Source organism: Gordonia sp. WA4-43, assembly GCF_020520305.1.
Taxonomy (GTDB): Bacteria; Actinomycetota; Actinomycetes; order Mycobacteriales; family Mycobacteriaceae; genus Gordonia; species Gordonia hongkongensis.
Genome location: NZ_CP084736.1, coordinates 5322586 through 5342040, shown reverse-complemented (window position 1 = coordinate 5342040; position 19455 = coordinate 5322586). Strand labels below are relative to the sequence as shown.

Here is a 19455-nt window from a genome sequence, read left to right as displayed (position 1 = left end):
TGACACAGGCAACGTCTCAGCGTATCCGAGACTCTCAACGATGCTCGGCGGAGCAGGGTTCCCGGCAGCGACCTCAGGCGTGCGAGCCGAGCGCGACCGAACGGCTGCTGGTGTGTCCCTGGGCCGCGAGGGCGTCGCGGATGCTCTGCCGACCGCGATGGATGCGGCTGCGGACGGTACCGAGCTTGACACCGAGGGTCGCGGAGATCTCCTCGTAGGACAGCCCCTCGATGTCACACAGCACCACGGCCGCGCGGAAGTCGGGAGCCAGCGAGTCGAGGGCGCGCTGCAGGTCGGGGTCGAGGTTCGTCGCGTCGAAGACCTGCTGCGGATCCGGGGTGTCGGCCGGCACCCGGTCGTACTCCTCGGGCAGGGCTTCCATCCGGATCTTGCTGCGGCGACGGACCATGTCGAGGAACAGGTTGGTGGTGATGCGGTGCAACCAGCCCTCGAAGGTGCCGGGACGGTAGTTCGACAGCGAGCGGAAGACCCGGATGAAGGTCTCCTGCGTGAGGTCCTCGGCGTCGTGCTGATTCCCCGACAGACGGTAGGCCAGACGGTAGACGCGGTCGGCGTGTTCGCGGACCAGGTCGTCCCAGGACGGCATGAGCAGTTCGTCGCCGGTGGCGTCGAAACCTGCGGTGCCCGCCGGAACGGCGGGCACGGCGTCGGCGGGATCGCGGGGATCGGTCATGGTCGGTGGTCGGTTCCTCTCTCGTGAAACACGCACCCGGTGACCCAAGCACTCACCGAAGACGAACGGATGATTCCGGCTGGGTATTCCCGAGCTGCCAGGGAGTTCACACCGACCTCCCGGGACCTGTCCCAACCGGAACAGCTCTCACCCTCTCCTATCGGAGTGTGGCCGCCGTATGAGGCGCCTGAGTGTTGCCTGAGGATGCATCGGCGGTCTCGCCGCGAGCGGATTCGCCCAGGTCTGGCGTGCCGGATCGGGTTCCGTCGCGGGGCCGGACTAACCTCGACGCGTGACCGAGTCAACGCCGTCCACACGCCCCGACCTGATCGCCTACGCCGAGTCGGCCATCGTCGAGGACGACGCCGTCATCGCCGCCCGCGCTCGCGCCGAGGAGCTCGGCGCGACACCGGTCAGCCCGGCGGTCGGGGCGCTACTGGCTCTGCTGGCCCGCGCGGCCGATGCGCGCGCCGTCGTGGAGATCGGGACCGGCACCGGGGTGAGCGGCCTCTGGCTGCTCAACGGCATGTCGGCCGACGGCGTGCTGACCACGATCGATCCCGAGCCCGAACATCACCGGGCCGCGCGGGCGTCGTTCGCCGGCGCCGACATCGCCCCGGGCCGCACCCGGCTGATCAACGGCACGCCGGTCGAGGTGCTGCCGCGGTTGTCCGACGCGTCCTATGACCTGGTCTTCGTGGACGGACCACTCCTGGACCTGCCGCGGTTCGTGCGCGAGGCCGTCCGGATGTTGCGACCGGGAGGTGTCGTGGTCGTCCACAACGCGACCGCGCACGGAACGGTCGGCGACCCGGCCCGCACCGAACCGCCGACGGCGGCGGCCCGTGAGGCGGCCCTGCTGATCGCCGACGACGAGCAGCTGCTTCCCGTGGTCATCCCGCTCGGGCCCGGCGTGCTCGCCGCCGCGAAGATCCGCTAGGCGGCCGCCCCGACCGGACTAGACGTCCGTCGAGAACCGGATCCCGTTGTCGGGGATCTCGATTCCCGGCCACACCCGGGCGCCGCGCAGCAACTCGCAGCGGGCGCCGATGTCGGCGCCGTCGCCGATGACCGTGTCCCGGACCAGCGCACGCGGCCCGATGCGGGCACCGAAGCCGATGATCGACCGTTCCACGACCGCGCCGGCCTCGATCACGGCACCGTCGAAGACGACCGCGCCGTCGAGACGGGCGCGCGGGCCGACCTCGGCGCCGCGGCCGACCACCGTGCCGCCGATCAGGAGAGCACCCGGGCCCACTCCCGCGCCTTCGTGCACGAGGGACTCGCCGCGACGGTCCCCCAGGGCGGGCGACGGCGCGATTCCGCGGACGAGGTCGGCCGAGCCGCGGACGAAGTCCTCGGGCGTACCCATGTCCCGCCAGTACGCGTGATCGACGTGTGCGTGGACGTGACTGCCCTCGGCGAGCAGCCGGGGGAACACCTCACGCTCGACCGACACCGGCAGGCCGGCCGGGATGGATTCGATGACCTCGCGCTTGAACACATAGGTGCCGGCATTGATCTGGTCGGTCGGCGGGTCCTGGGTCTTCTCCAGGAACGCGGTGACCCGGCCGTCGGCGTCGGTCGGGACGCAGCCGAACGCGCGGGGGTCGCTGACCCGCACGAGGTGGATGGTGACGTCGGCGTCGGCGGCGCGGTGACTGTCGATGACGTCGCCGACATCGGTGCCACCGAGGACGTCGCCGTTGAACACCACGATCGTGCTCGCGGTCAGTTCGTCGAGGACGTTGCGGATACCACCGCCGGTGCCCAGCGGCTCGTCTTCGGTGACATAGCGCATGCGCAGGCCCAGCTTCGAACCGTCGCCGTAGTACTCGCTGAAGACCTCGGCCTTGAACGAGGTGCTGAGCACGATGTCGCGGATACCGGCCGCCCGGATGCGGGACAGCAGATGGGTCAGGAACGGCAGCCCGGCGGTGGGCAGCATCGGTTTCGGCGCCGACAGGGTGAGTGGGCGCAGGCGGGTTCCCTTCCCGCCGACGAGGACGACGGCCTCGACGTCCTCCCTGATGTTGTCCGATCCCCCCACGGACGGTCTTTCCACCGACTCACGCACGGTGTAGTTGTCCACTGGATCGGGTCCTTCCTCGAGGTGACTGGTGTTCACTTCAGCATTCATCGGGAGTTCTCGCTCGCCGACGCGCGTCGCGCCGCGCGCACGGCGAGCCGGGATCGGACCTCCAGGCCGATGCGCAACGCCAGGCGCAGCGGCGCCCGCCACGGTCCCGGATTGCGGTCGGCCTGGAACCGGTAGGCGCTGCGGTGGTGGGCGGGCAGCATCTTCTCCGGATGCCGGCCGGCGCTGTGCCCCTTGGTGTGCACGACCTCCGCGCTCGGCACATAGACGTTCTGCCACCCGGCCTTGCCGAGGCGGTCGCCGAGATCGACGTCCTCCATGTACATGAAGTAGCGGGCGTCGAAGCCGCCGATGGCGTCGAAGGCCTCGCGCCGCACGAGCAGGCACGAGCCCGACAGCCACCCCACCGGACGTTCCGACGGTGTCTCGTCGTCCGCGCGGTAGGCCGCGGTCCACGGATTGGACTTCCACACCGTGCCGAGGATCGCGTGTCCGGTGCCCGACACGAGGTCGGGAACGCGCCGCGCCGAGGGGTAGATCGAGCCGTCCGGTTCGCGGATCAGCGGGCCGAGCGAACCCGCTCGCGGCCAGCGCTGCGCGGCGGCCATCAGCTCGTCGATGGCACCGGGCTTCCACTCGACATCCGGATTGGAGATGAGCACGAATTCGACATCCGGGTCGAGTTCGGCGACACCGCGGTTCATCGCACCGCCGTAGCCGATGTTGCCGCCGGTGCGGACCAGCGTGACCGTGTCGTACTCTTGCTCGGCCCGCTCGGGCGCGCCGTCGTCGGACCCGTTGTCGGCGATGATGACCTGCGGCATGACGTCGGTGACCGCGTCGAGGCTACGCAGGAAGGTCACGAGGTGATCGCCGGAGAAATAGGTCACCGTCACCACGGCTGGCTGAACTGGCACGCCGCTCAGGGTAACGAACCGGGGTCGGCGTCCGACGCGGCGATCGCCGCGTGCAGCGCGGGTCGCCACGGCCGGAGCGGGGTGAGGCCGGCGGCCTCCCAGGAGTGGCCGGAGAGCACCGAGAACGCCGGCCGCGGGGCCGGGCGCGGGAACTCGGCGGTCGTCGTGGGCAGGACCCGGTCGGGCTGCGCCCCGACCTCTTCGAAGACCCCGCGGGCGACGTCGAACCAGGTGGCCGTGCCCGAGTTCGTCGCATGCAGGACCGCGCCACAGACCTCGTCGCGGGGGCCCGCGACGACGAGTTCCCAGAGCCCGTCGGCGAGGTCGTACGAGTAGGTCGGGGACCCGAGCTGGTCGTCGACGACCGACACCGTCTCCCGCGACTGTTCGAGCCGCCGCATCGTGCCGACGAAGTCGCGGCTGTCGGGCCCGCCGGTGTAGACCCATGCCGTCCGCACGACGGTGGCCCGCGGATCCGCCGACAGTGCGGCGCGTTCGCCGTCGAGTTTGGTGCGGCCGTACACGGTCGCGGGCGTTCCGCTCACGTCGTCGGGTTCGTATCCGTTCCGCTCGACCGGCCGGGAACCCTCCGCGGCGGCACCGGGGAACACGTAGTCGGTCGACACGTGCACCAACCACGCGCCGGCGTCGGCGGTCCGGCGCGCGAGCACCTCGGGCCCGGTGGTGTTGACCCGCCGCGAGCCTTCCGCGTCGGCCTCGGCTCCGTCGACGTCGGTGTAGGCCGCGCAGTTCACCACGATGTCGTCGGGGCCGAGGTCGCCCAGCGCGGCGGCCACCGAGGTCGGGTCGGCGATGTCGACGTCGGCTGAGGTGAGCGGCCGCACGACGACGTCGGGAACCTCGCTCGACCGTGCTTGCAGGGCAGTCCCCAGCTGCCCGCCGGCGCCGACGATGTACACGGTGGGGTTGCTCGGCGTCACACGCATGAACACCATCGTGCCGGAGTCCGGCGGTACCCACGCGGCGACGCGCTCGCCGGCACACGTGACGACGGCTACTCACACGACCGGCGTTGCGTTCTCGAATTCGCGAATCACTTCAGTAGCCTGGCGACAGCACACAACAGCCGACCCGCCTTGCACATCAGTATCGACATCCTCAGGCGTAACGCGCGCCGCGTCGACCCCGGACCCGATGTGCCGACCTCGAAAGGGACTGCTCACCAGTGGATTCACCATCCGACGGCCCGCGTCGGCGCGCGCAGCCGCGCCGTCCGGCACGGCCGGGTCCGGACGGGCGTCAGCCGATGCCCGGCGATCGGCGCGCCCCGGAGCCCGGTGCGCGCAGGCGCCCGGCCCGGCCCCCGTACGACGGTGGACCAGATGGACGCGAATCCCCGCGCCGCGCCGCTCCGCTCCCCGGTGAACCGGGCAATCCCCCACCCCGAGCGCGACGCCAGCCCCCGCCGGACCCGCGACGTCGCGCTGCCGATCCACGCGAACCCCGCGACCCCCGGCGTCGGCCGGCCGCCGACCCCCGCAACTCCGAACGTCGCGCCCCCGGCGGTCGACGAGCCACGCCAGAAGCCGTGGAACCCACCCCGACCCGGCAGCGCCGCCCCGGCGAGCCGCGGCCCGTCCGACGCACCTCCGGCGAGATCCACACCCGCCCGGCCCCGGCCGCCAAACGGGCCTCCGAGCGGAAGCCGGGCGACCCCAAGACGAGCCCGCGGAAGCCGACCGCACGCCAGTCCGCCGACCCGAAGCCGACCGGACCCAAGCAGACCGGACCGAAACAGACCGGACCAAAGTCCGGCGACCGGCGCACGGCGGCGACGTCGTCGTCGACACCGGAACCACCGTCGCAGCCGCCGGCGGACAGCCGACGCAAAGGTGCCCGCACCCCGGGGGCCGGCTGGGGTCGTGCGCTCATCGCGGTCGCCTCGGTGGCGGTGCTGTTGTGCACCGGATACGCCTGGAACACGATGTCGGACCTGCAGACCCGCATCACCCAGCTCGGCGGACTCGATCTCGGCGGTGGCGTCGAAGACGGGGCCGTCGACATCCTCCTCGTGGGCACCGATTCGCGGACCGACGCCAAGGGCAATCCGCTGTCGCCGGAGGAACTCCGACTCCTGCGGTCGGGCGACGAGGTCGCGACCAACACCGACACCATCCTGCTGATCCGCATCCCCGACGACGGCTCGTCGGCGACCGCGATCTCGATCCCCCGCGACTCGTATGTCGACGTACCCGGTGTCGGGATGAGCAAGATCAACGCCGCCTACGGCACGACGCGCGAAACCGTTCGCGCGCAAGCGGTCACCGACGGCAAGTCGGAGGGCGAGGCCGAGTCCGAGGGCACCCTGGCGGGCCGGAAGGCGTTGGTGGACACCGTCGCCAACCTGACCGGCGTGCAGGTCGACCACTACGCGGAGGTGGGCCTGCTGGGGTTCGTGCTGCTGACGAACGCGGCCGGCGGCATCGACGTCTGCCTGAACGACGCGGTCCGGGATCCCTTTACGGGCGCGCGGTTCCGCGCCGGCCGTCAGACTCTCGACGGGCCCAAGGCGCTCAGCTTCGTGCGCCAGCGCCACGGCCTCCCCCGCGGCGATCTCGACCGCATCACCCGTCAGCAGGCGTTCATGGCGTCGCTGACGCAGAAGATCATCTCGGCGAACACCCTGACCGATCCGGGTAAGTTGTCGGAGCTGCAGGACGCGGTGTCGCGGTCGGTGGTCATCGACGACGACTGGGACATCATCCGGTTCGCCGAACAGCTGAAGGATCTCAGCGGCGGCCGGGTGAAGTTCGCGACCATCCCGATCGTGACGGAGCAGGGCTGGAGCGAGGACGGTCAGCAGAGCGTCGTCCAGGTGGACCCGCGCGAGGTCCAGGCCTTCACCGGTGACCTGCTGGCACCGAAGCAGACGCAGGGCATCCAGCGCGGCGACTACACAGTCGACGTGGTCAACGCCGGCACCATCGACGGGCTCGCCTCGAATGTCGCGAACATTCTGACCAACAAGGGTTTCCGGGTCGGAGCCACCTCCAGCGGCAAGGCCGACACGAAGGACTCGATCGTGTACGCCAAGGAGGAGAGCGACGCCGCTCGGCTCCTCGCCAAGGATCTCGGCGGCGCCCAGGTCGTCGCCGATCCCGCCCTCGGCGACGATCAGCTGAAGGTGGTGCTCACCAACACCTACGCCGGTCCGGGCTCGATCAGCGACACCGGCGACCAGACCGACAACACCCCGGCGAGCGAGCGCGTCGGCAACAAGCGCCCGCCGATCACCGCGGGCAACGAGGGGCCCATGTGCGTGAACTGACTCCGAACACTCTCACCGACGCGACCTTCGCCGCGGTCGCCGATCATTCGCGTCCGCTGCTGACCTACTACGACGACGCGACCGGCGAGCGCACCGAGCTCTCGGCGGCGACCCTCGGCAACTGGGCGGCCAAGACCGCGAACTACCTACGCGACGAGATCGGGGTCGCCGAAGGCGATGTCGTCGCGGTCGATCTCCCGGAGCACTGGCAGACGGCCGGCATCCTGCTGGGCGCGCTCTGGGCGGGCGCCGAGGTGCACTTCGACTCCACCGAAGACCCGATGGTCGTGTTCACCAGCCGTGATCGCCTGGACAGCCATCCCGACGTCGACGAGGTCGTGGTCGCCTCGCTCGATCCGTTCGCGCTGCCGCTGCGCGACCTGCCGCCCGGCGTCGGCGACTACGGCAGCGTGGTCCGCGTCCACGGCGATCAGTTCGTCTCCCGCTATCCGGCGTCGGCCACCCTCGAGGGCGCCCCCATCGGCGAGGCGCTCGACGACGCCCGGGCGACGGCTGAGCGCGAGGGAATCGGACCGGGCGCCCGCGTGGTGTCCACCCGGCCGTGGTACTCCGGCGACCGGGTGATCGCTCACCTCCTGGCACCTCTGCTGGCGGGCGGCAGCCTCGTCCACGTCTCCGCGGCCTCACCGGAACGGCTCGCGGCGATCGCCGAGATGGAAAAGGCCACCCTGATCCTGTCGTGAACCCCGCGGGCACGCCGCCGATCGGGCACAGTGGGGACATGCGAATCCCCCGCGCGGTGGCCCGGCTGAACAAGCGAGTGACCAACCCCATCCAGCGACAATGGGCGCCCCGACTGGCTCCGTACGCGATGGTCGAGCACGTCGGACGCAAGTCCGGCAGGCACTACTCCATCCCGGTGATGGCGTGGGTCGACGGCGATCGGCTCACCATCATCCTCACGTACGGGCGGCACACCGATTGGGTCCGCAACGTGCAGGCCGCCGGGACCTTCGGCCTGATCCGCAAGAACCGGCACTACCGGGTGACCGGTCCGCGGGTGGTGCCGTCGGACTCGCCGGACATCGCCCGGGGTGCCCGCATCCCGGCGCGACTTTTCGACTCCGCGCTCCTCGGCACACTGCACGCGGCGTGATCTGATGGCCGACGACCCGCTCGACGACTTCGTCGCCGAGGACGTGACCCTGTACGGGACCACCCGCCGGGTGCATCGCCTCGGCAGTGGTCCCGCCGTCATCGTCATCGCCGAGATGCCGGGGATCAGCCCCAAGGTCGCCGACGTCGCGCGCCGGGTGGCCGGGGCGGGCGCCACCGCAGTGCTGCCGTCGCTGTTCGGCGTCGACGGCCGTGATCCTCGCCCGGACAACCTCGGCGCGGTCGGCTCGGCGACGAACATGCTCGGCACCATCGCCCGGGCCTGCATCACCCGCGAGTTCACGATCCTGGCCACCGGCAAGACGTCACCGGTCGCGTCGTGGCTGCGGGCGTTGGCCGCCCGCGAACACGACCGGTGCGGCGGCCCCGGGGTCGGTGCCGTCGGGATGTGTTTCACCGGCGGGTTCGCACTCGCGATGGCCACCGACGAGCGGATGCTCGCCCCGGTGCTGTCCCAGCCCTCATTGCCGTTCGCGGTGTTGCCGGGACGCGCGCGGGCCATCGACGTGAGCGAGTCGGATCTCGCTCTGGTGCAAGCGCGGTGCGCACGCGGCCTCGAGGTGATGGGTCTGCGTTTCCAGGGCGATCGCCTCGTGCCGGGAGCCCGATTCGCGTACCTGCGGGAGCTCCTCGGCGATGCCTTCATCGGCATCGAACTACCCGACGAGTCCGCGAACCCGGATTCGATGCTGCCGCGGCCACATTCGGTGCTCACCGAGGACCTCCGCGACGAGCCCGGGCAACCGACCCGCGAGGCCTACGATCGGGTCATCGACTTCTTCACCGCGAAGCTCGGCCTGCAGCCGACGATCTGATCGGCGGAAGTGCTACTCCCCCAACAGTTCCTGCTGGAGTGCCGCGTCCTTGTCGAGAACCATCTGTTCGAGCCCCTGCTGGAATTCGACCATCCGGGCGCGCAGGTCGGCGTCGGCGGCGGCGAGGATGCGGACCGCGAGCAGCCCGGCGTTGCGGGCGCCGCCGACCGACACCGTGGCCACCGGGACCCCGGCGGGCATCTGCACGATCGACAGCAGCGAATCCAGTCCGTCGAGATGCCGCAGCGGGACCGGTACCCCGATCACCGGCAGCGGGGTCGCCGACGCGACCATGCCCGGAAGATGCGCGGCGCCACCGGCTCCCGCGATGATCACCTCGATGCCGTGGCCCGCCGCCCCTGCCGCGTAGTCGAGCATGCGCTGCGGTGTGCGGTGAGCCGAGACGACGCCCACCTGGAACGGCACGTCGAACTCGGCGAGGGCCTCGGCGGCCGCCTTCATCGTCGGCCAGTCCGAATCACTGCCCATGATCAGGCCCACCCGCGGGCCGTGCGTCTCACTCATGAATGTTCATCCCATCCGTCGGTCCACGTCGCCCGCGACATCCACTGGGCCGCGCGTTCGGCACGCTCCCGTACCGACTCCGGCGAATCCCCTTCGCGCCCGACGATGTTCACATGCCCGATCTTGCGATCGGGCCGCTCGCCCTTGCCGTAGAGATGCACCTTGGCCTCGGGCATCCGGGCCATGAGGTGGTGCAGCCGCTCGTCCATCGACATCGCCGGTGCGTCCGCCGCACCGAGGATGTTGGCCATCACCGTCACCGGCGCACTCGGTGCCGTGCTGCCCAACGGATAGTCGAGGACGGCGCGCAGGTGCTGCTCGAACTGCGAGGTCACCGCGCCGTCCATCGTCCAGTGCCCGCTGTTGTGCGGACGCATCGCCAGCTCGTTGACGACCAGCTCGCCGTCGACGGTCTCGAAGAGTTCCATCGCCATCACACCGACCACACCGAGCTCGTCGGCCAGCCGCAACGCCATCTGCTGTGCGTGCGCGGCGACCTCGTCGTCGAGCCCGGGAGCCGGTGCCAGGACGACCGCGCACTGCCCGTGGCGCTGGATGGTCTCGACCACCGGCCACGCCCCACCCTGACCGAACGGCGACCGCGCGATCATCGCCGACAACTCTCGTCGCATCGGCACCTTCTGTTCGGCGAGCAGCGCCGGTGCGTCGTCGGGGTGCTCGTCGAAGACCGCGAGAGCGTCGTCCGCGCCGTCGACGAGCCACACCCCGCGGCCGTCGTAACCGCCGCGGACCGCCTTGACGACGATGGCCCAGTCGTTGGCCTCGCCGAACTCGATCAGACGAGACCGGGCCGCGGCCCGGTCCCCGGACAGGTCGGCGAAGTCGGGCACGGGCAGGCCGAGCTCGGCCAGCCGGAACCGCATGGCGAGCTTGTCCTGCGCGAAATGCAGCGCCTTCGACGGCGGCAGCACCGCGACGCCGTCGGCTTCGAGTGCCTGCAGGTGCGCCAGCGGGACACCCTCGTGGTCGAAGGTCACCGCGACCGACCCGGACGCGGCGCGCCGCAGATCGTCGAGGTCGTCGTGCGACCCCAGGACGATGTCGGCGCTGACCTGGGCGGCCGGATCGGATTCCGAGGCCGCCAGTACCCGCAGGCACTGACCCAGCGCGATGGCGGCCTGGTGGGTCATCCGAGCGAGCTGGCCACCGCCGATCATCGTCACGGTCGGCATCCCCGACGCCCGGCCGCCCGGGCGCCCCGACTCAGGGACCGGCGGCACCTGCGACGACGGGGACACGGCCCCGCCGACCTGCTCGCGTGAATTCACGCGCACCATCGTGGCATGTATGCGGCATCATTCGCACAACCGCCCGGCACGTGTCCCGGCGGTTTCGTTTCGTACACTCGGATCTTGTGCCATTGATCGACGAGATGATCGCCCGCCTCCCAGCGCCGGTCCGTCGGCTCGTGATGCGGCACCACGAACTGATCAAGTTCGCGATGGTCGGCGGGACCACCTTCGTCTTCGACCTCGCCATCTTCTACAGCCTGAGCCTCACGGTCCTGGAGACCAAGCCGGTCATCGCCAAGGTCATCGCCGGCGTCCTGGCCACCATCCTGAGCTACATCCTCAATCGCGAGTGGGCGTTCAAGAACCGCGGCGGCCGCGAACGTCACCACGAGGCGATGCTGTTCTTCGCCATCAGCGGTATCGGCGTCATCCTCCAGGCCGCTCCACTGTTCGTCGCCAACAACATCTTCGACATGCGCTCCAACCTGAGCGTGTCCGAGATCGTGGTCATCGACTTCGTGCTCGGCTACATCATCGGCAACCTCATGCAGATGGCGTTCCGGTTCTGGGCACTGCGCAAGTTCGCCTTCCCCGAAGAACAGTTGCGCGGCGGGGACGCCGGATCGACCGACCTGCACCCCTCGCTCGCCGAGCTCAACGATGAGGAACTCGGTCACGCCTGACGCCCGATCGCGGGGGCCGGCCGGAGTTCTCGTCGATCTCGTCGGCGAGTTCGGAGTCGCCCCGGTCGGTGCCGAGCTGATCGCGTCCGGTGACCAGCCGCGCGGGCACGACGATCGCGAACACCGGCGGTCGCCGGACGGTCAGTTCGAGTCGGCCACCGTCGGATTCGATCAGTGCCCGCGCGAGTGACAGGCCGACCCCGCTCCGGCCCGCGCCGGGCCGTCGGCCGGCCGAGAAACCCCGACGGAAGATGTGTGCGGCGATCTCGTCGGCGACCCCGTCACCCTCGTCGGCGACGGTGATGCGCACCAGGTCCCCCGCGGGCAGGGTGCCGACGTGGATCCGGCAGGTCCCGCGGCCGTGCTGCAGGGCATTGTCGACCAGCACACTGACCGCCTCCCGGAGACGACCCGGGTTCGCGGTCAGCGCGTGCGGGACGCCGTCGAAGGTCGCCAGCAGTTCGCGGCCCCTCGCCTCGAAGGCGTGCCGGAAATCCCCGACCAGCGTCGTCAGCATGTCCGACACGTCGACGAACTCGGGCGCGGGTTCGTCGGCCCGGGACGCCTCGACCAGCTCGTCGAGTTCGGCGGCGAGCCGCTCGATCTGATCGAGGGCGGCCTCGGCCTCGGTGACGACCGCGGGGTCATCGTGCAGGGAGAGTTCCTCCAGGCGCAGCTGGATCGCGGTGAGGCGGCTGCGCAGCTGGTGGGAGGCGTCACCGGCGACCTCTCGCTCGCGCTCGAGGCGCAGCGCGAGTTCGGCGTTCGCGTCGGCCAGTGCACGCGACACCCGATCGAGTTCGGCGATGCCGTACATCTTCCACTGGGTCCGGAAGTCGCCCCGGCCCATGGTCGCGGCCCGATCGGCGAGATCGGTCAGCGGATCGACGATCCGACCCGCGGTGACCGCGGCGACAAGCGTGCCGCCGATGACGGACGCGACGACGATGACGGCCACGATCGAGGCGGCGGTGAACTGGTCGTTGCGCACCTCGTCGCGCGGGATGGACAGGGTCAGCGTCCCGGCTGCGCCGAGCACGATGGACTCCGAGAGCCTGGGCTCGCTGATGTCCGCCCCGACCACCGTGCGCTGCAGGGTGCCGGTGGGGTCGGGGAAGGTGACGATCAGGCTGCCGTTCGGCGGCAGCAGCAGCCGGAACGCCTCACGGTCGAGGGACTCCGGCGGGATCCGGCCGTCGGCCCCCTCCTGCCGGATCAGCTGGTCTGCGATGACCTTCAGCCGGTTGTCGAGGTCCTCGTGCGCGTTGTCGGCGACCCACCACCACGCGACGACACTCAGCGGGATGCCCAGCAGCCCACCGACCGCCAGCAGGACGGCGATCATTGTCGTGAGCAGGCGACGGCGCATGAGACGACTAGGGGTCGAACCGGAATCCGACGCCGCGCACGGTCACGATGTGGCGGGGACGGTCGTGGCGGTCGTCGCCGATCTTCCGGCGCAGCCACGAGATGTGCATGTCCAGGGTCTTCGACGACCGCAGGTCGGCCGAACCCCACACCTCGGTGAGGATCTCCTCGCGCGTCACCACCTCGCCCGCGCGTTCCATGAGGAAGCGCAGCAGGTCGAACTCGCGGTTGGCCAGGGTGAGGTCGTGTCCGTTCACCAGGACGCGGCGCGCCCGCGCGTCCAGGCGCAGGGCACCGCCCTCGAGGACGACGTCGCCGGGCTGGCGACGTCGCAGGAGGGCACGCACCCGCGCCAGCAGCTCGGCCAGGCGGAACGGCTTGCCGACGTAGTCGTCGGCGCCGGCGTCGAGGCCGACCACGAAATCCACCTCGTCGGTGCGTGCGGTCAGCATCAGCACCGCGAGCGCGGGTCGCTGGGCCCGTACCCGCCGGCACACCTCCAGACCGTCGAGCACCGGTAGCCCGAGGTCGAGGATGAGTAGCTCGAAGCGGGTGTCGAGGGCCTTCTCCAGGGCATCCGCCCCGGTCGAGACCACCTCGCAGCCGTAACCCTCACGCGACAGCGCCCGCGCGAGCGGTTCGGCGATCGCGGCGTCGTCCTCGGCGAGCAGCACGGTCGTCATCGGTCGCGGACCCCCCGGTTCTCCGCCCGGTCACCGGGGTGCACGGGACCGTCGGCGGGCTGCTCGTGGGAATCGCGCCGGTGTCCGTCCCACGGATGATCGTCGTCGCCGTGGACGTCGAGCACCTCGTGGTAAAGCAGCGCGTGCACCCTCTCCACCTGCGGGATGTCGTCGAAGGACAGCGGTTCGTCGGAGGCCGACTCGATGACCAGCGTGCCGGTGCGCAACATCCGGTCGACGAGGCCGTGCCGGAACTCGACGGTGTTGATCCGGCGGATCGGGATGTCGATGCCCGACCGGGTGATGATTCCGTTGCGGAACATCACCCGCCGGTCGGTGAGCACGAAATGCGTTGTCTTCCAATACATCAGCGGGCGGACGAAGTACCAGCAGAAGCCGATGGCCCAGACCGCCGCGACCGCGATGAGCAGCACGGTCTGCGGCGTCGACCGCAACCCCGACGACGTGATGACGCCGAGGAGTACGCCGGCGGCGGCGGTGAGGAGCCCGAACAACAGGAACGGCCCGAGCAGGCATTTCCAGTGCGGGTGCCGATGGAGGACGACGCGTTCCCCCGACGCCAGATTCTCCCGCGGATAGGCCATGCGGCTCAGCATAAACGGCCGGGTGCCGCAGTAGACTGCCAATCACGCCGACCGCCGCCGTCCTCGTGCCGTGAGCATGCCAGGGCCCTGACACCAGATCCGACCGACACCAGATCCGACCATCGGCTCCCACGACCGGTCGGGGAGGAGAACGCCATGAGCTACCAGGATCCCCGCGACCCGCGGACCGCGCGCTACGAGTCCGGTTACACACCCGAGTCGCGTGCCTACAGCAGCCAGAACGATCCGTATGCCCGCGATCCGTACGCCGCCGATCCCTATGCGGGGGATCCGTACGGGGGCCAGACTGGCTACGGCCGGCCCGGCCAGCCCGCCAAGCCCCGTCATGGCCCGGACATCAACCCCGTCACGTTCGCCGGCGGTGTGGTCATGACCGGCGTGGTGACCGGTCTCGCGGCATGGCTCGTCGCCTGGATCATCTCCGCATTCGTGGAGAAGGTGAACGAGTCGGGCAAGTTCGGCGTGTGGAACCCGGTCGCCGCCAGCGAGCTCTGGTTCGGCGTCGTCGGCTTCCTGTGCGCGCTCGCCGCGGGTGCGCTCTGGTACGTGCTGCACCTGGTCACGCCGTCACCCGATCAGTTCTACCGGTGGATCGTCGGCCTGCTGCTGGTGGCGGCCGTGCTGATCCCGATCCTGACCTACAACCAGATCTCGGTGGGCATCGAGACCGCGATCGTGCACCTGGTGATCGGTCTGCCTTCGCTGACGATCATCCCGGCGATGGCCGGCAAGAGCGTCCAGCGCTAGTAGTCACTCCGGCCGCAGGTGGGTGACATCGCCCGCGGCGGCCACCACCTGCTCACCGTCGGCGTCGACGACGATCCGGCCGGAGGAGTCGACACCGGTCGCGGTGCCGACGACCTCACGATTGCCGGGCAGGACCAGCCGTACGCGACGGCCGATGGTGTCGCTGTCGTCGCGGTACCGCGCCGCGAGCCCGTCCAGGTCGTGCGGCCACAGGTCGAGCAGCTCGGAGAGCGCCCGCAGGTACGACGCGGCGAGCTCGGTCAGGGGGACGTCGCGGCCGGTGGCGAGCCGGAGCGAGGTGGCGGTCGGGACCGGCAGCTGGCCCTCCGCCATCGTGGTGTTGAGCCCGGTGCCGATCACCGCCACGCCTCCCGGGCCACCTGCGGCATGGTCGCTGCGGGTGTATTCCGAGAGGATGCCCGCGACCTTTTTGCCGTCGATCAGCACGTCGTTCGGCCATTTGAGCGTCGGACGAATCCCCATCGCGTCGTCGACACCCTGCACGGCGGCGAGTCCGGCCAGCAGCGACAGCCAGCCCAGGTCCTCGGTGTGGTCGGCGACGTCGAGCGCGGCCGACATGGCCAGCTGCGTGCCGGCCGGCGCGGTCCAGGTGCGGGCGTGGCGGCCACGTCCGGCGGTCTGGTCGGTGGTGATCCGCACGGTGCCCCCGACGGATTCGCCGGAGGCGCGCGAGACGAGGTCGGCATTGGTCGAACCGGTCGCCTCGACCACCTCGATCCGGTGCCAGCGGGTGCCGGTGAGACGGGTGCGGAGCAGATCGGCGTCGAGACTCATACCTGACGAAACTACTGGCCGCCGCCTCCGCACGAACGGATACCACCGGTTTCACGGTCGACCCGCCGGCCCACCGACCGATCGCTCGTAAACCTGAGGGATATCTCACGTTGATCCGGTTGACGTGGCTCACACTCGGGTAGTTAGCATCGTCAGTCATGACCACTGCTTCGCGCGACGCCGCCGCCGCTCCCGACATCCACACGACGGCGGGAAAGCTCGCCGATCTGCGCAATCGTCTCGAGGAGACCAAGCATCCGGTGGGTGAGGCCGCCGTCGAGAAGACCCACGCCAAGGGCAAGCTCACCGCGCGGGAACGGATCACCCACCTGCTCGACGAGGGTTCCTTCGTCGAACTCGACGCCCTCGCCCGGCACCGCAGCACCAACTTCGGACTCGCCGAGCGCCGCCCGCTCGGCGACGGCGTCGTCTCGGGTTACGGCACCATCGACGGTCGCGAGGTCTGCGTCTTCTCGCAGGATTCCACCGTCTTCGGCGGCAGCCTCGGCGAGGTCTACGGCGAGAAGATCGTCAAGGTCATGGACCTCGCGATCAAGACCGGTCGCCCCCTGATCGGCATCAACGACGGCGCCGGCGCCCGCATCCAGGAGGGCGTGGTCTCGCTCGGCCTCTACGGCGAGATCTTCCACCGCAACGTGCGTGCTTCCGGTGTCATCCCGCAGATCTCGCTGATCATGGGCGCCGCGGCCGGCGGTCACGTGTACTCCCCCGCGCTCACCGACTTCGTGGTCATGGTCGACCAGACCAGCCAGATGTTCATCACCGGCCCGGACGTCATCAAGACGGTCACCGGCGAAGAGGTGACGATGGAGGAGCTCGGCGGTGCGCACACGCACATGTCGAAGTCGGGCACCGCGCACTACGTCGCCTCCGACGAAGAGGACGCCCTGGAGTACGTCAAGGAACTCCTGAGCTACCTGCCGAGCAACAACCGCGCCGATGCCCCGCGTCTGCCCGTCGCGCAGCCGGCCGCCGGTTCCATCGAGGACACCCTCACCGAAGAGGACCTCGAGCTCGACACGCTGATCCCGGATTCGCCGAACCAGCCCTACGACATGCACGAGGTCATCCGTCGCATCCTCGACGACGACGAGTTCCTCGAGGTGCAGGCCGAGTACGCGACCAACATCATCATCGGCTACGGCCGGGTGGACGGCCGCAGCGTCGGCATCGTCGCCAACCAGCCGACGCAGTTCGCCGGCTGCCTCGACATCGACGCCTCGGAGAAGGCCGCCCGGTTCGTACGCACCTGCGACGCCTTCAACATCCCCATCGTCACCCTGGTCGACGTCCCGGGCTTCCTTCCCGGTACCGATCAGGAATACCGCGGCATCATCCGTCGCGGTGCGAAGCTGCTCTACGCCTACGGCGAGGCGACGGTCGGCAAGATCACCGTCATCACCCGGAAGGCCTACGGCGGCGCGTATGACGTCATGGGCTCCAAGCACATGGGTGCCGACGTGAACCTGGCGTGGCCCACCGCCCAGATCGCCGTCATGGGCGCCTCGGGTGCGGTCGGGTTCGTCTACCGCAGCCAGCTCAAGGACGCGGCCGCCAAGGGTGAGGACGTCGACGCACTGCGTCTGCAGCTGCAGGAGGAGTACGAGGACACCCTCGTCAACCCGTATGTCGCGGCCGCCCGCGGATACGTGGACGCGGTGATCCCGCCGAGCCACACCCGCGGTCAGATCGCCACCGCGCTCAAGCTGCTCGAGCGCAAGATGGTCAACCTGCCGCCCAAGAAGCACGGCAACATCCCCCTGTGACACCAGCGGTCAGTTCCGAGAGCGAGAATTCCGTGAGCGAAGACTCCACCAAGTCCGAGCGTCCGTTCCTGACGGTCGTCGGCGGCAATCCGACCGACGAGGACCTCGCCGTGCTGGTGACCGTCCTCGCCGGTGCCGGTTCGGGCGGCGGTTCGGCCGAGCCCGAGACCCGGAACGACTGGGGCCACCCGATCGACCGACTGCGTCCGCAGTGGGGCGGCCCGGGAAGCTTCACCAACCTGCGCTACTGACGATGACATCCGAATCCGAGATCGGGCCGGGTACTCCCGGCCCGATCTTCGTACTCGGTTCGGCCTCCCCTGCCCGGCTCCGCATCCTTCGGGCGGCCGGCGTCGAGCCGGTCGTGCGGGTGTCGGATGTCGACGAGGATGCGCTCCTCGCCGCGCTCCCCGATTCCACACCGGCCGATGTGGTGGTCGCCGAACTCGCCCGCGCGAAGGCGGAAGCCGTTGCGGCACTTCCGGAGATCGCCGAGCTCGCCGGGTCCGGCAGCCCCGTGGCCGTCATCGGCTGCGACTCGATGCTCCATCTAGGCGGCCGGCTGCTCGGCAAACCGCACACCCCCGAACGCGCCGTCGCGCAGTGGTCGGAGATGGGCGGTCGTAGCGCGGACTTGCTGACCGGCCATCACCTGATCCGCCTCGACCGGCCCGCGACCGCCGGCGGGACGAGCTCCACCACGATCCATTTCGCCGCCGCCGACGACCACGTCATCCAGCGGTATGTCGCCAGCGGTGAACCTCTACAGGTGGCCGGCGCATTCACCCTCGACGGTCTGGGTGGCTGGCTGGTCGAGCGCATCGAGGGCGACCCGTCATCGGTCATCGGTATCGGCCTGCCGCTGGTCCGCACCCTCCTGGCCGACGTCGGGCTCTCGGTCACCGACTTCTGGCGCCACTGACGACGACCCCGCTCCCTGAGGTGGCCCTACTCCACCTCGAAGAATTCCGGCCAGTACCGCTCGATGCAGTCGACCGGCTGACCCTGGCGGTTGAACTGCGGGCCGGTCAGTCCGACCGTCAACGCCACCGCACGTTCGCGCGCCGAGCCGTGTCCGGAGGCGCCGCCGGTGTCGCCGATGATCGGCAGCAGCGTCGCGACCTGCAGGATCTCCCGCGCGCCGAGCGCATCACGCTGGTAGGCGGTTGCACCCCAGTTCGCGGCCAGGCAGTCGGCGATGAGCTCGCTGTTCTTGCCGGCCGGGAGACGGCTGTCGGGGATGTCGAACGCCTCGGCCATCCGGAACACGACGTTGTGGCCGTACTCGTGCGCGACCACGATCGCCGCGGTGAAGTCGCCGACGATCGGCGACGGCACCCCGAAGACGTTGCCGTCCCAGATGGCCGCGAAGGTGTCGACCGGGAGCACGATGCTGCCCTCGGTCGGGGTGCCCTCTCCGTTCGGTTCGGTGTCCACTCCACAGAAGAACGCGTTGGCCTCGTCGGACGGGATCGGTACCGGGTTCGAATCCTCTTCGCCGGCAATGCACTCCGTGGCGAAGGAGGTGCCGGACTCGATCAGCACCCGTCCCGGTGCCGGGTCGCCCCAGCCCAGTTCGTCGAACCACCCACCCCATGTCTGGTCGAGGTCGTCGAGGAGCGTGGTCAGGTAGTCGGGCACCGCGGTGTCCACATTGGCCGGGGTGACCCCGCTGGTCATGAGTTCCGCGGTCGGCGTCGGCAACTTCGGGCAGTCGTCGGGCCGGCACTGCGCCGCGTCGGCGTCGCCGGTCGGGTCCGTTGAGCGCGACGGCGTCGGACTGGGTGCGCTGCTTGTCGACGCGGACGACGGACGGGACTCCCCGGAATCCTCGGACGGGATGAGTGCGCATCCGCTTCCGACAGACAGTGTCACCACGGCGGCCAGAGCGACCGCCCACCGCATCGCGAGGGGCCCGCGTCGATCGATCATTCGGCGAACGTAGCAGGCGGGACCCGCTTCACCTGGGGTTTGTCGTCTGATCGAAGCACGCTCCGGCCGATGCCCTACGCTTTATCAGCGGGACCGCAGATGGTCC

General features: G+C 70.0%; 21 protein-coding genes. 10 read left to right on the top strand and 11 right to left on the bottom strand.

All coding sequences use genetic code 11. From position 1 onward, the window contains the following. Positions 1–73 precede the first annotated feature (73 nt). On the bottom strand, positions 74–694 hold the full coding sequence (sigE, locus tag LEL84_RS24295; RefSeq protein ID WP_055475034.1) for an RNA polymerase sigma factor SigE: 621 nt from the start codon (positions 692–694) through the stop codon (positions 74–76). Between the two features lie 292 nt (positions 695–986). Here sigE and LEL84_RS24290 point away from each other — a divergent pair, with 292 nt between their 5' ends. After that, positions 987–1634: an O-methyltransferase gene (locus tag LEL84_RS24290; RefSeq protein WP_055475035.1), complete on the top strand. Its 648-nt coding sequence runs from the start codon at positions 987–989 to the stop codon at positions 1632–1634. A gap of 18 nt (positions 1635–1652) precedes the next feature. Here LEL84_RS24290 and LEL84_RS24285 read toward each other — a convergent pair whose 3' ends face one another. Genes LEL84_RS24285 through rfbD form a run of 3 tightly spaced genes read right to left on the bottom strand, consistent with a single transcriptional unit; the run spans position 1653 to position 4665 of the window. Further along, a complete protein-coding gene (locus LEL84_RS24285; RefSeq protein WP_055475036.1) occupies positions 1653–2786 on the bottom strand; it encodes a sugar phosphate nucleotidyltransferase in 1134 nt (377 codons plus the stop codon). Between the two features lie 44 nt (positions 2787–2830). Continuing rightward, entirely contained in the window at positions 2831–3709 is an 879-nt protein-coding gene (locus LEL84_RS24280; protein ID WP_203235915.1) for a glycosyltransferase family 2 protein, read from the bottom strand. A gap of 5 nt (positions 3710–3714) precedes the next feature. Next, a complete protein-coding gene (gene rfbD / locus LEL84_RS24275) occupies positions 3715–4665 on the bottom strand; it encodes a dTDP-4-dehydrorhamnose reductase (protein ID WP_226512978.1) in 951 nt (316 codons plus the stop codon). A gap of 593 nt (positions 4666–5258) precedes the next feature. Here rfbD and LEL84_RS24270 point away from each other — a divergent pair. From LEL84_RS24270 to LEL84_RS24255, 4 genes are read left to right on the top strand one after another with little or no spacing between them, the layout of a single operon-like run. Continuing rightward, on the top strand, positions 5259–6998 hold the full coding sequence (locus LEL84_RS24270; RefSeq protein ID WP_226512977.1) for an LCP family protein: 1740 nt from the start codon (positions 5259–5261) through the stop codon (positions 6996–6998). After that, positions 6986–7702: a TIGR03089 family protein gene (locus LEL84_RS24265; RefSeq protein WP_226512976.1), complete on the top strand. Its 717-nt coding sequence runs from the start codon at positions 6986–6988 to the stop codon at positions 7700–7702. The genes LEL84_RS24270 and LEL84_RS24265 overlap by 13 nt, the downstream gene beginning before the upstream one ends. Before the next feature lie 38 nt (positions 7703–7740). Further along, positions 7741–8115, top strand: coding sequence for a nitroreductase family deazaflavin-dependent oxidoreductase (locus tag LEL84_RS24260; RefSeq protein ID WP_226512975.1), 375 nt, complete (start codon positions 7741–7743; stop codon positions 8113–8115). A 4-nt stretch (positions 8116–8119) separates the two neighbouring features. After that, the gene (locus tag LEL84_RS24255; RefSeq protein ID WP_078112028.1) at positions 8120–8950 is read left to right on the top strand and encodes a dienelactone hydrolase family protein; all 831 of its coding nucleotides are present in this window, start codon (positions 8120–8122) and stop codon (positions 8948–8950) included. Positions 8951–8962: 12 nt separating this feature from the next. Here LEL84_RS24255 and purE read toward each other — a convergent pair whose 3' ends face one another. After that, positions 8963–9475, bottom strand: a complete 513-nt coding sequence (gene purE / locus LEL84_RS24250; RefSeq protein ID WP_055475043.1) for a 5-(carboxyamino)imidazole ribonucleotide mutase — start codon at positions 9473–9475, stop codon at positions 8963–8965. Beyond that, entirely contained in the window at positions 9472–10668 is a 1197-nt protein-coding gene (locus tag LEL84_RS24245; protein WP_319005283.1) for a 5-(carboxyamino)imidazole ribonucleotide synthase, read from the bottom strand. Before LEL84_RS24245 ends, purE begins: the two co-directional genes overlap by 4 nt. 182 nt (positions 10669–10850) lie before the next feature. On the opposite strand from LEL84_RS24245, the gene LEL84_RS24240 reads away from it, so the two are divergent. Beyond that, complete coding sequence (locus tag LEL84_RS24240) at positions 10851–11411, top strand: GtrA family protein (protein ID WP_197282748.1); 561 nt, start codon at positions 10851–10853, stop codon at positions 11409–11411. Here the strand turns inward: LEL84_RS24240 and LEL84_RS24235 are convergent. From LEL84_RS24235 to LEL84_RS24225, 3 genes are read right to left on the bottom strand one after another with little or no spacing between them, the layout of a single operon-like run. Beyond that, positions 11383–12780 carry a sensor histidine kinase gene (locus LEL84_RS24235; protein ID WP_226512973.1) on the bottom strand — a complete coding sequence of 466 codons (1398 nt, stop codon included), beginning with the start codon at positions 12778–12780 and terminating at the stop codon, positions 11383–11385. The genes LEL84_RS24240 and LEL84_RS24235 overlap by 29 nt on opposite strands. Positions 12781–12787: 7 nt before the next feature. Continuing rightward, positions 12788–13462, bottom strand: coding sequence for a response regulator transcription factor (locus LEL84_RS24230; RefSeq protein WP_159370539.1), 675 nt, complete (start codon positions 13460–13462; stop codon positions 12788–12790). Next, positions 13459–14079, bottom strand: coding sequence for a PH domain-containing protein (locus LEL84_RS24225; RefSeq protein WP_226512972.1), 621 nt, complete (start codon positions 14077–14079; stop codon positions 13459–13461). The genes LEL84_RS24230 and LEL84_RS24225 overlap by 4 nt, the downstream gene beginning before the upstream one ends. 144 nt (positions 14080–14223) lie before the next feature. Between LEL84_RS24225 and LEL84_RS24220 the strand changes: the two genes are divergently transcribed. After that, positions 14224–14835, top strand: coding sequence for a hypothetical protein (locus LEL84_RS24220; RefSeq protein WP_226512971.1), 612 nt, complete (start codon positions 14224–14226; stop codon positions 14833–14835). Positions 14836–14838: 3 nt separating this feature from the next. Here LEL84_RS24220 and LEL84_RS24215 read toward each other — a convergent pair whose 3' ends face one another. After that, the gene (locus LEL84_RS24215) at positions 14839–15630 is read right to left on the bottom strand and encodes a biotin--[acetyl-CoA-carboxylase] ligase (RefSeq protein ID WP_226512970.1); all 792 of its coding nucleotides are present in this window, start codon (positions 15628–15630) and stop codon (positions 14839–14841) included. Positions 15631–15788: 158 nt separating this feature from the next. Between LEL84_RS24215 and LEL84_RS24210 the strand changes: the two genes are divergently transcribed. Genes LEL84_RS24210 through LEL84_RS24200 form a run of 3 tightly spaced genes read left to right on the top strand, consistent with a single transcriptional unit; the run spans position 15789 to position 18339 of the window. Next, positions 15789–17417 (top strand): acyl-CoA carboxylase subunit beta, encoded by a 1629-nt coding sequence (locus tag LEL84_RS24210; protein ID WP_226512969.1) that lies wholly within the window; start codon positions 15789–15791, stop codon positions 17415–17417. A 32-nt stretch (positions 17418–17449) separates the two neighbouring features. Continuing rightward, on the top strand, positions 17450–17668 hold the full coding sequence (locus tag LEL84_RS24205; protein WP_171011626.1) for an acyl-CoA carboxylase subunit epsilon: 219 nt from the start codon (positions 17450–17452) through the stop codon (positions 17666–17668). 2 nt (positions 17669–17670) lie between these two features. Beyond that, complete coding sequence (locus LEL84_RS24200) at positions 17671–18339, top strand: Maf family protein (protein WP_226512968.1); 669 nt, start codon at positions 17671–17673, stop codon at positions 18337–18339. Between the two features lie 26 nt (positions 18340–18365). Here LEL84_RS24200 and LEL84_RS24195 read toward each other — a convergent pair whose 3' ends face one another. Continuing rightward, positions 18366–19349 (bottom strand): metalloprotease, encoded by a 984-nt coding sequence (locus tag LEL84_RS24195; RefSeq protein WP_226512967.1) that lies wholly within the window; start codon positions 19347–19349, stop codon positions 18366–18368. Between the last annotated feature and the right edge of the window lie 106 nt (positions 19350–19455).

Coding starts and splice junctions, on each gene's coding strand:
- LEL84_RS24230 (WP_159370539.1), bottom strand. CDS start 13,462: ATGACGACCGTGCTGCTCGCCGAGGACGACGCCGCGATCGCCGAACCG.
- rfbD (WP_226512978.1), bottom strand. CDS start 4,665: ATGGTGTTCATGCGTGTGACGCCGAGCAACCCCACCGTGTACATCGTC.
- LEL84_RS24235 (WP_226512973.1), bottom strand. CDS start 12,780: ATGCGCCGTCGCCTGCTCACGACAATGATCGCCGTCCTGCTGGCGGTC.
- LEL84_RS24255 (WP_078112028.1), top strand. CDS start 8,120: ATGGCCGACGACCCGCTCGACGACTTCGTCGCCGAGGACGTGACCCTG.
- LEL84_RS24260 (WP_226512975.1), top strand. CDS start 7,741: ATGCGAATCCCCCGCGCGGTGGCCCGGCTGAACAAGCGAGTGACCAAC.
- LEL84_RS24210 (WP_226512969.1), top strand. CDS start 15,789: ATGACCACTGCTTCGCGCGACGCCGCCGCCGCTCCCGACATCCACACG.
- sigE (WP_055475034.1), bottom strand. CDS start 694: ATGACCGATCCCCGCGATCCCGCCGACGCCGTGCCCGCCGTTCCGGCG.
- LEL84_RS24220 (WP_226512971.1), top strand. CDS start 14,224: ATGAGCTACCAGGATCCCCGCGACCCGCGGACCGCGCGCTACGAGTCC.
- LEL84_RS24195 (WP_226512967.1), bottom strand. CDS start 19,349: ATGATCGATCGACGCGGGCCCCTCGCGATGCGGTGGGCGGTCGCTCTG.
- LEL84_RS24225 (WP_226512972.1), bottom strand. CDS start 14,079: ATGCTGAGCCGCATGGCCTATCCGCGGGAGAATCTGGCGTCGGGGGAA.
- LEL84_RS24215 (WP_226512970.1), bottom strand. CDS start 15,630: ATGAGTCTCGACGCCGATCTGCTCCGCACCCGTCTCACCGGCACCCGC.
- purE (WP_055475043.1), bottom strand. CDS start 9,475: ATGAGTGAGACGCACGGCCCGCGGGTGGGCCTGATCATGGGCAGTGAT.
- LEL84_RS24200 (WP_226512968.1), top strand. CDS start 17,671: ATGACATCCGAATCCGAGATCGGGCCGGGTACTCCCGGCCCGATCTTC.
- LEL84_RS24245 (WP_319005283.1), bottom strand. CDS start 10,668: ATGCCGACCGTGACGATGATCGGCGGTGGCCAGCTCGCTCGGATGACC.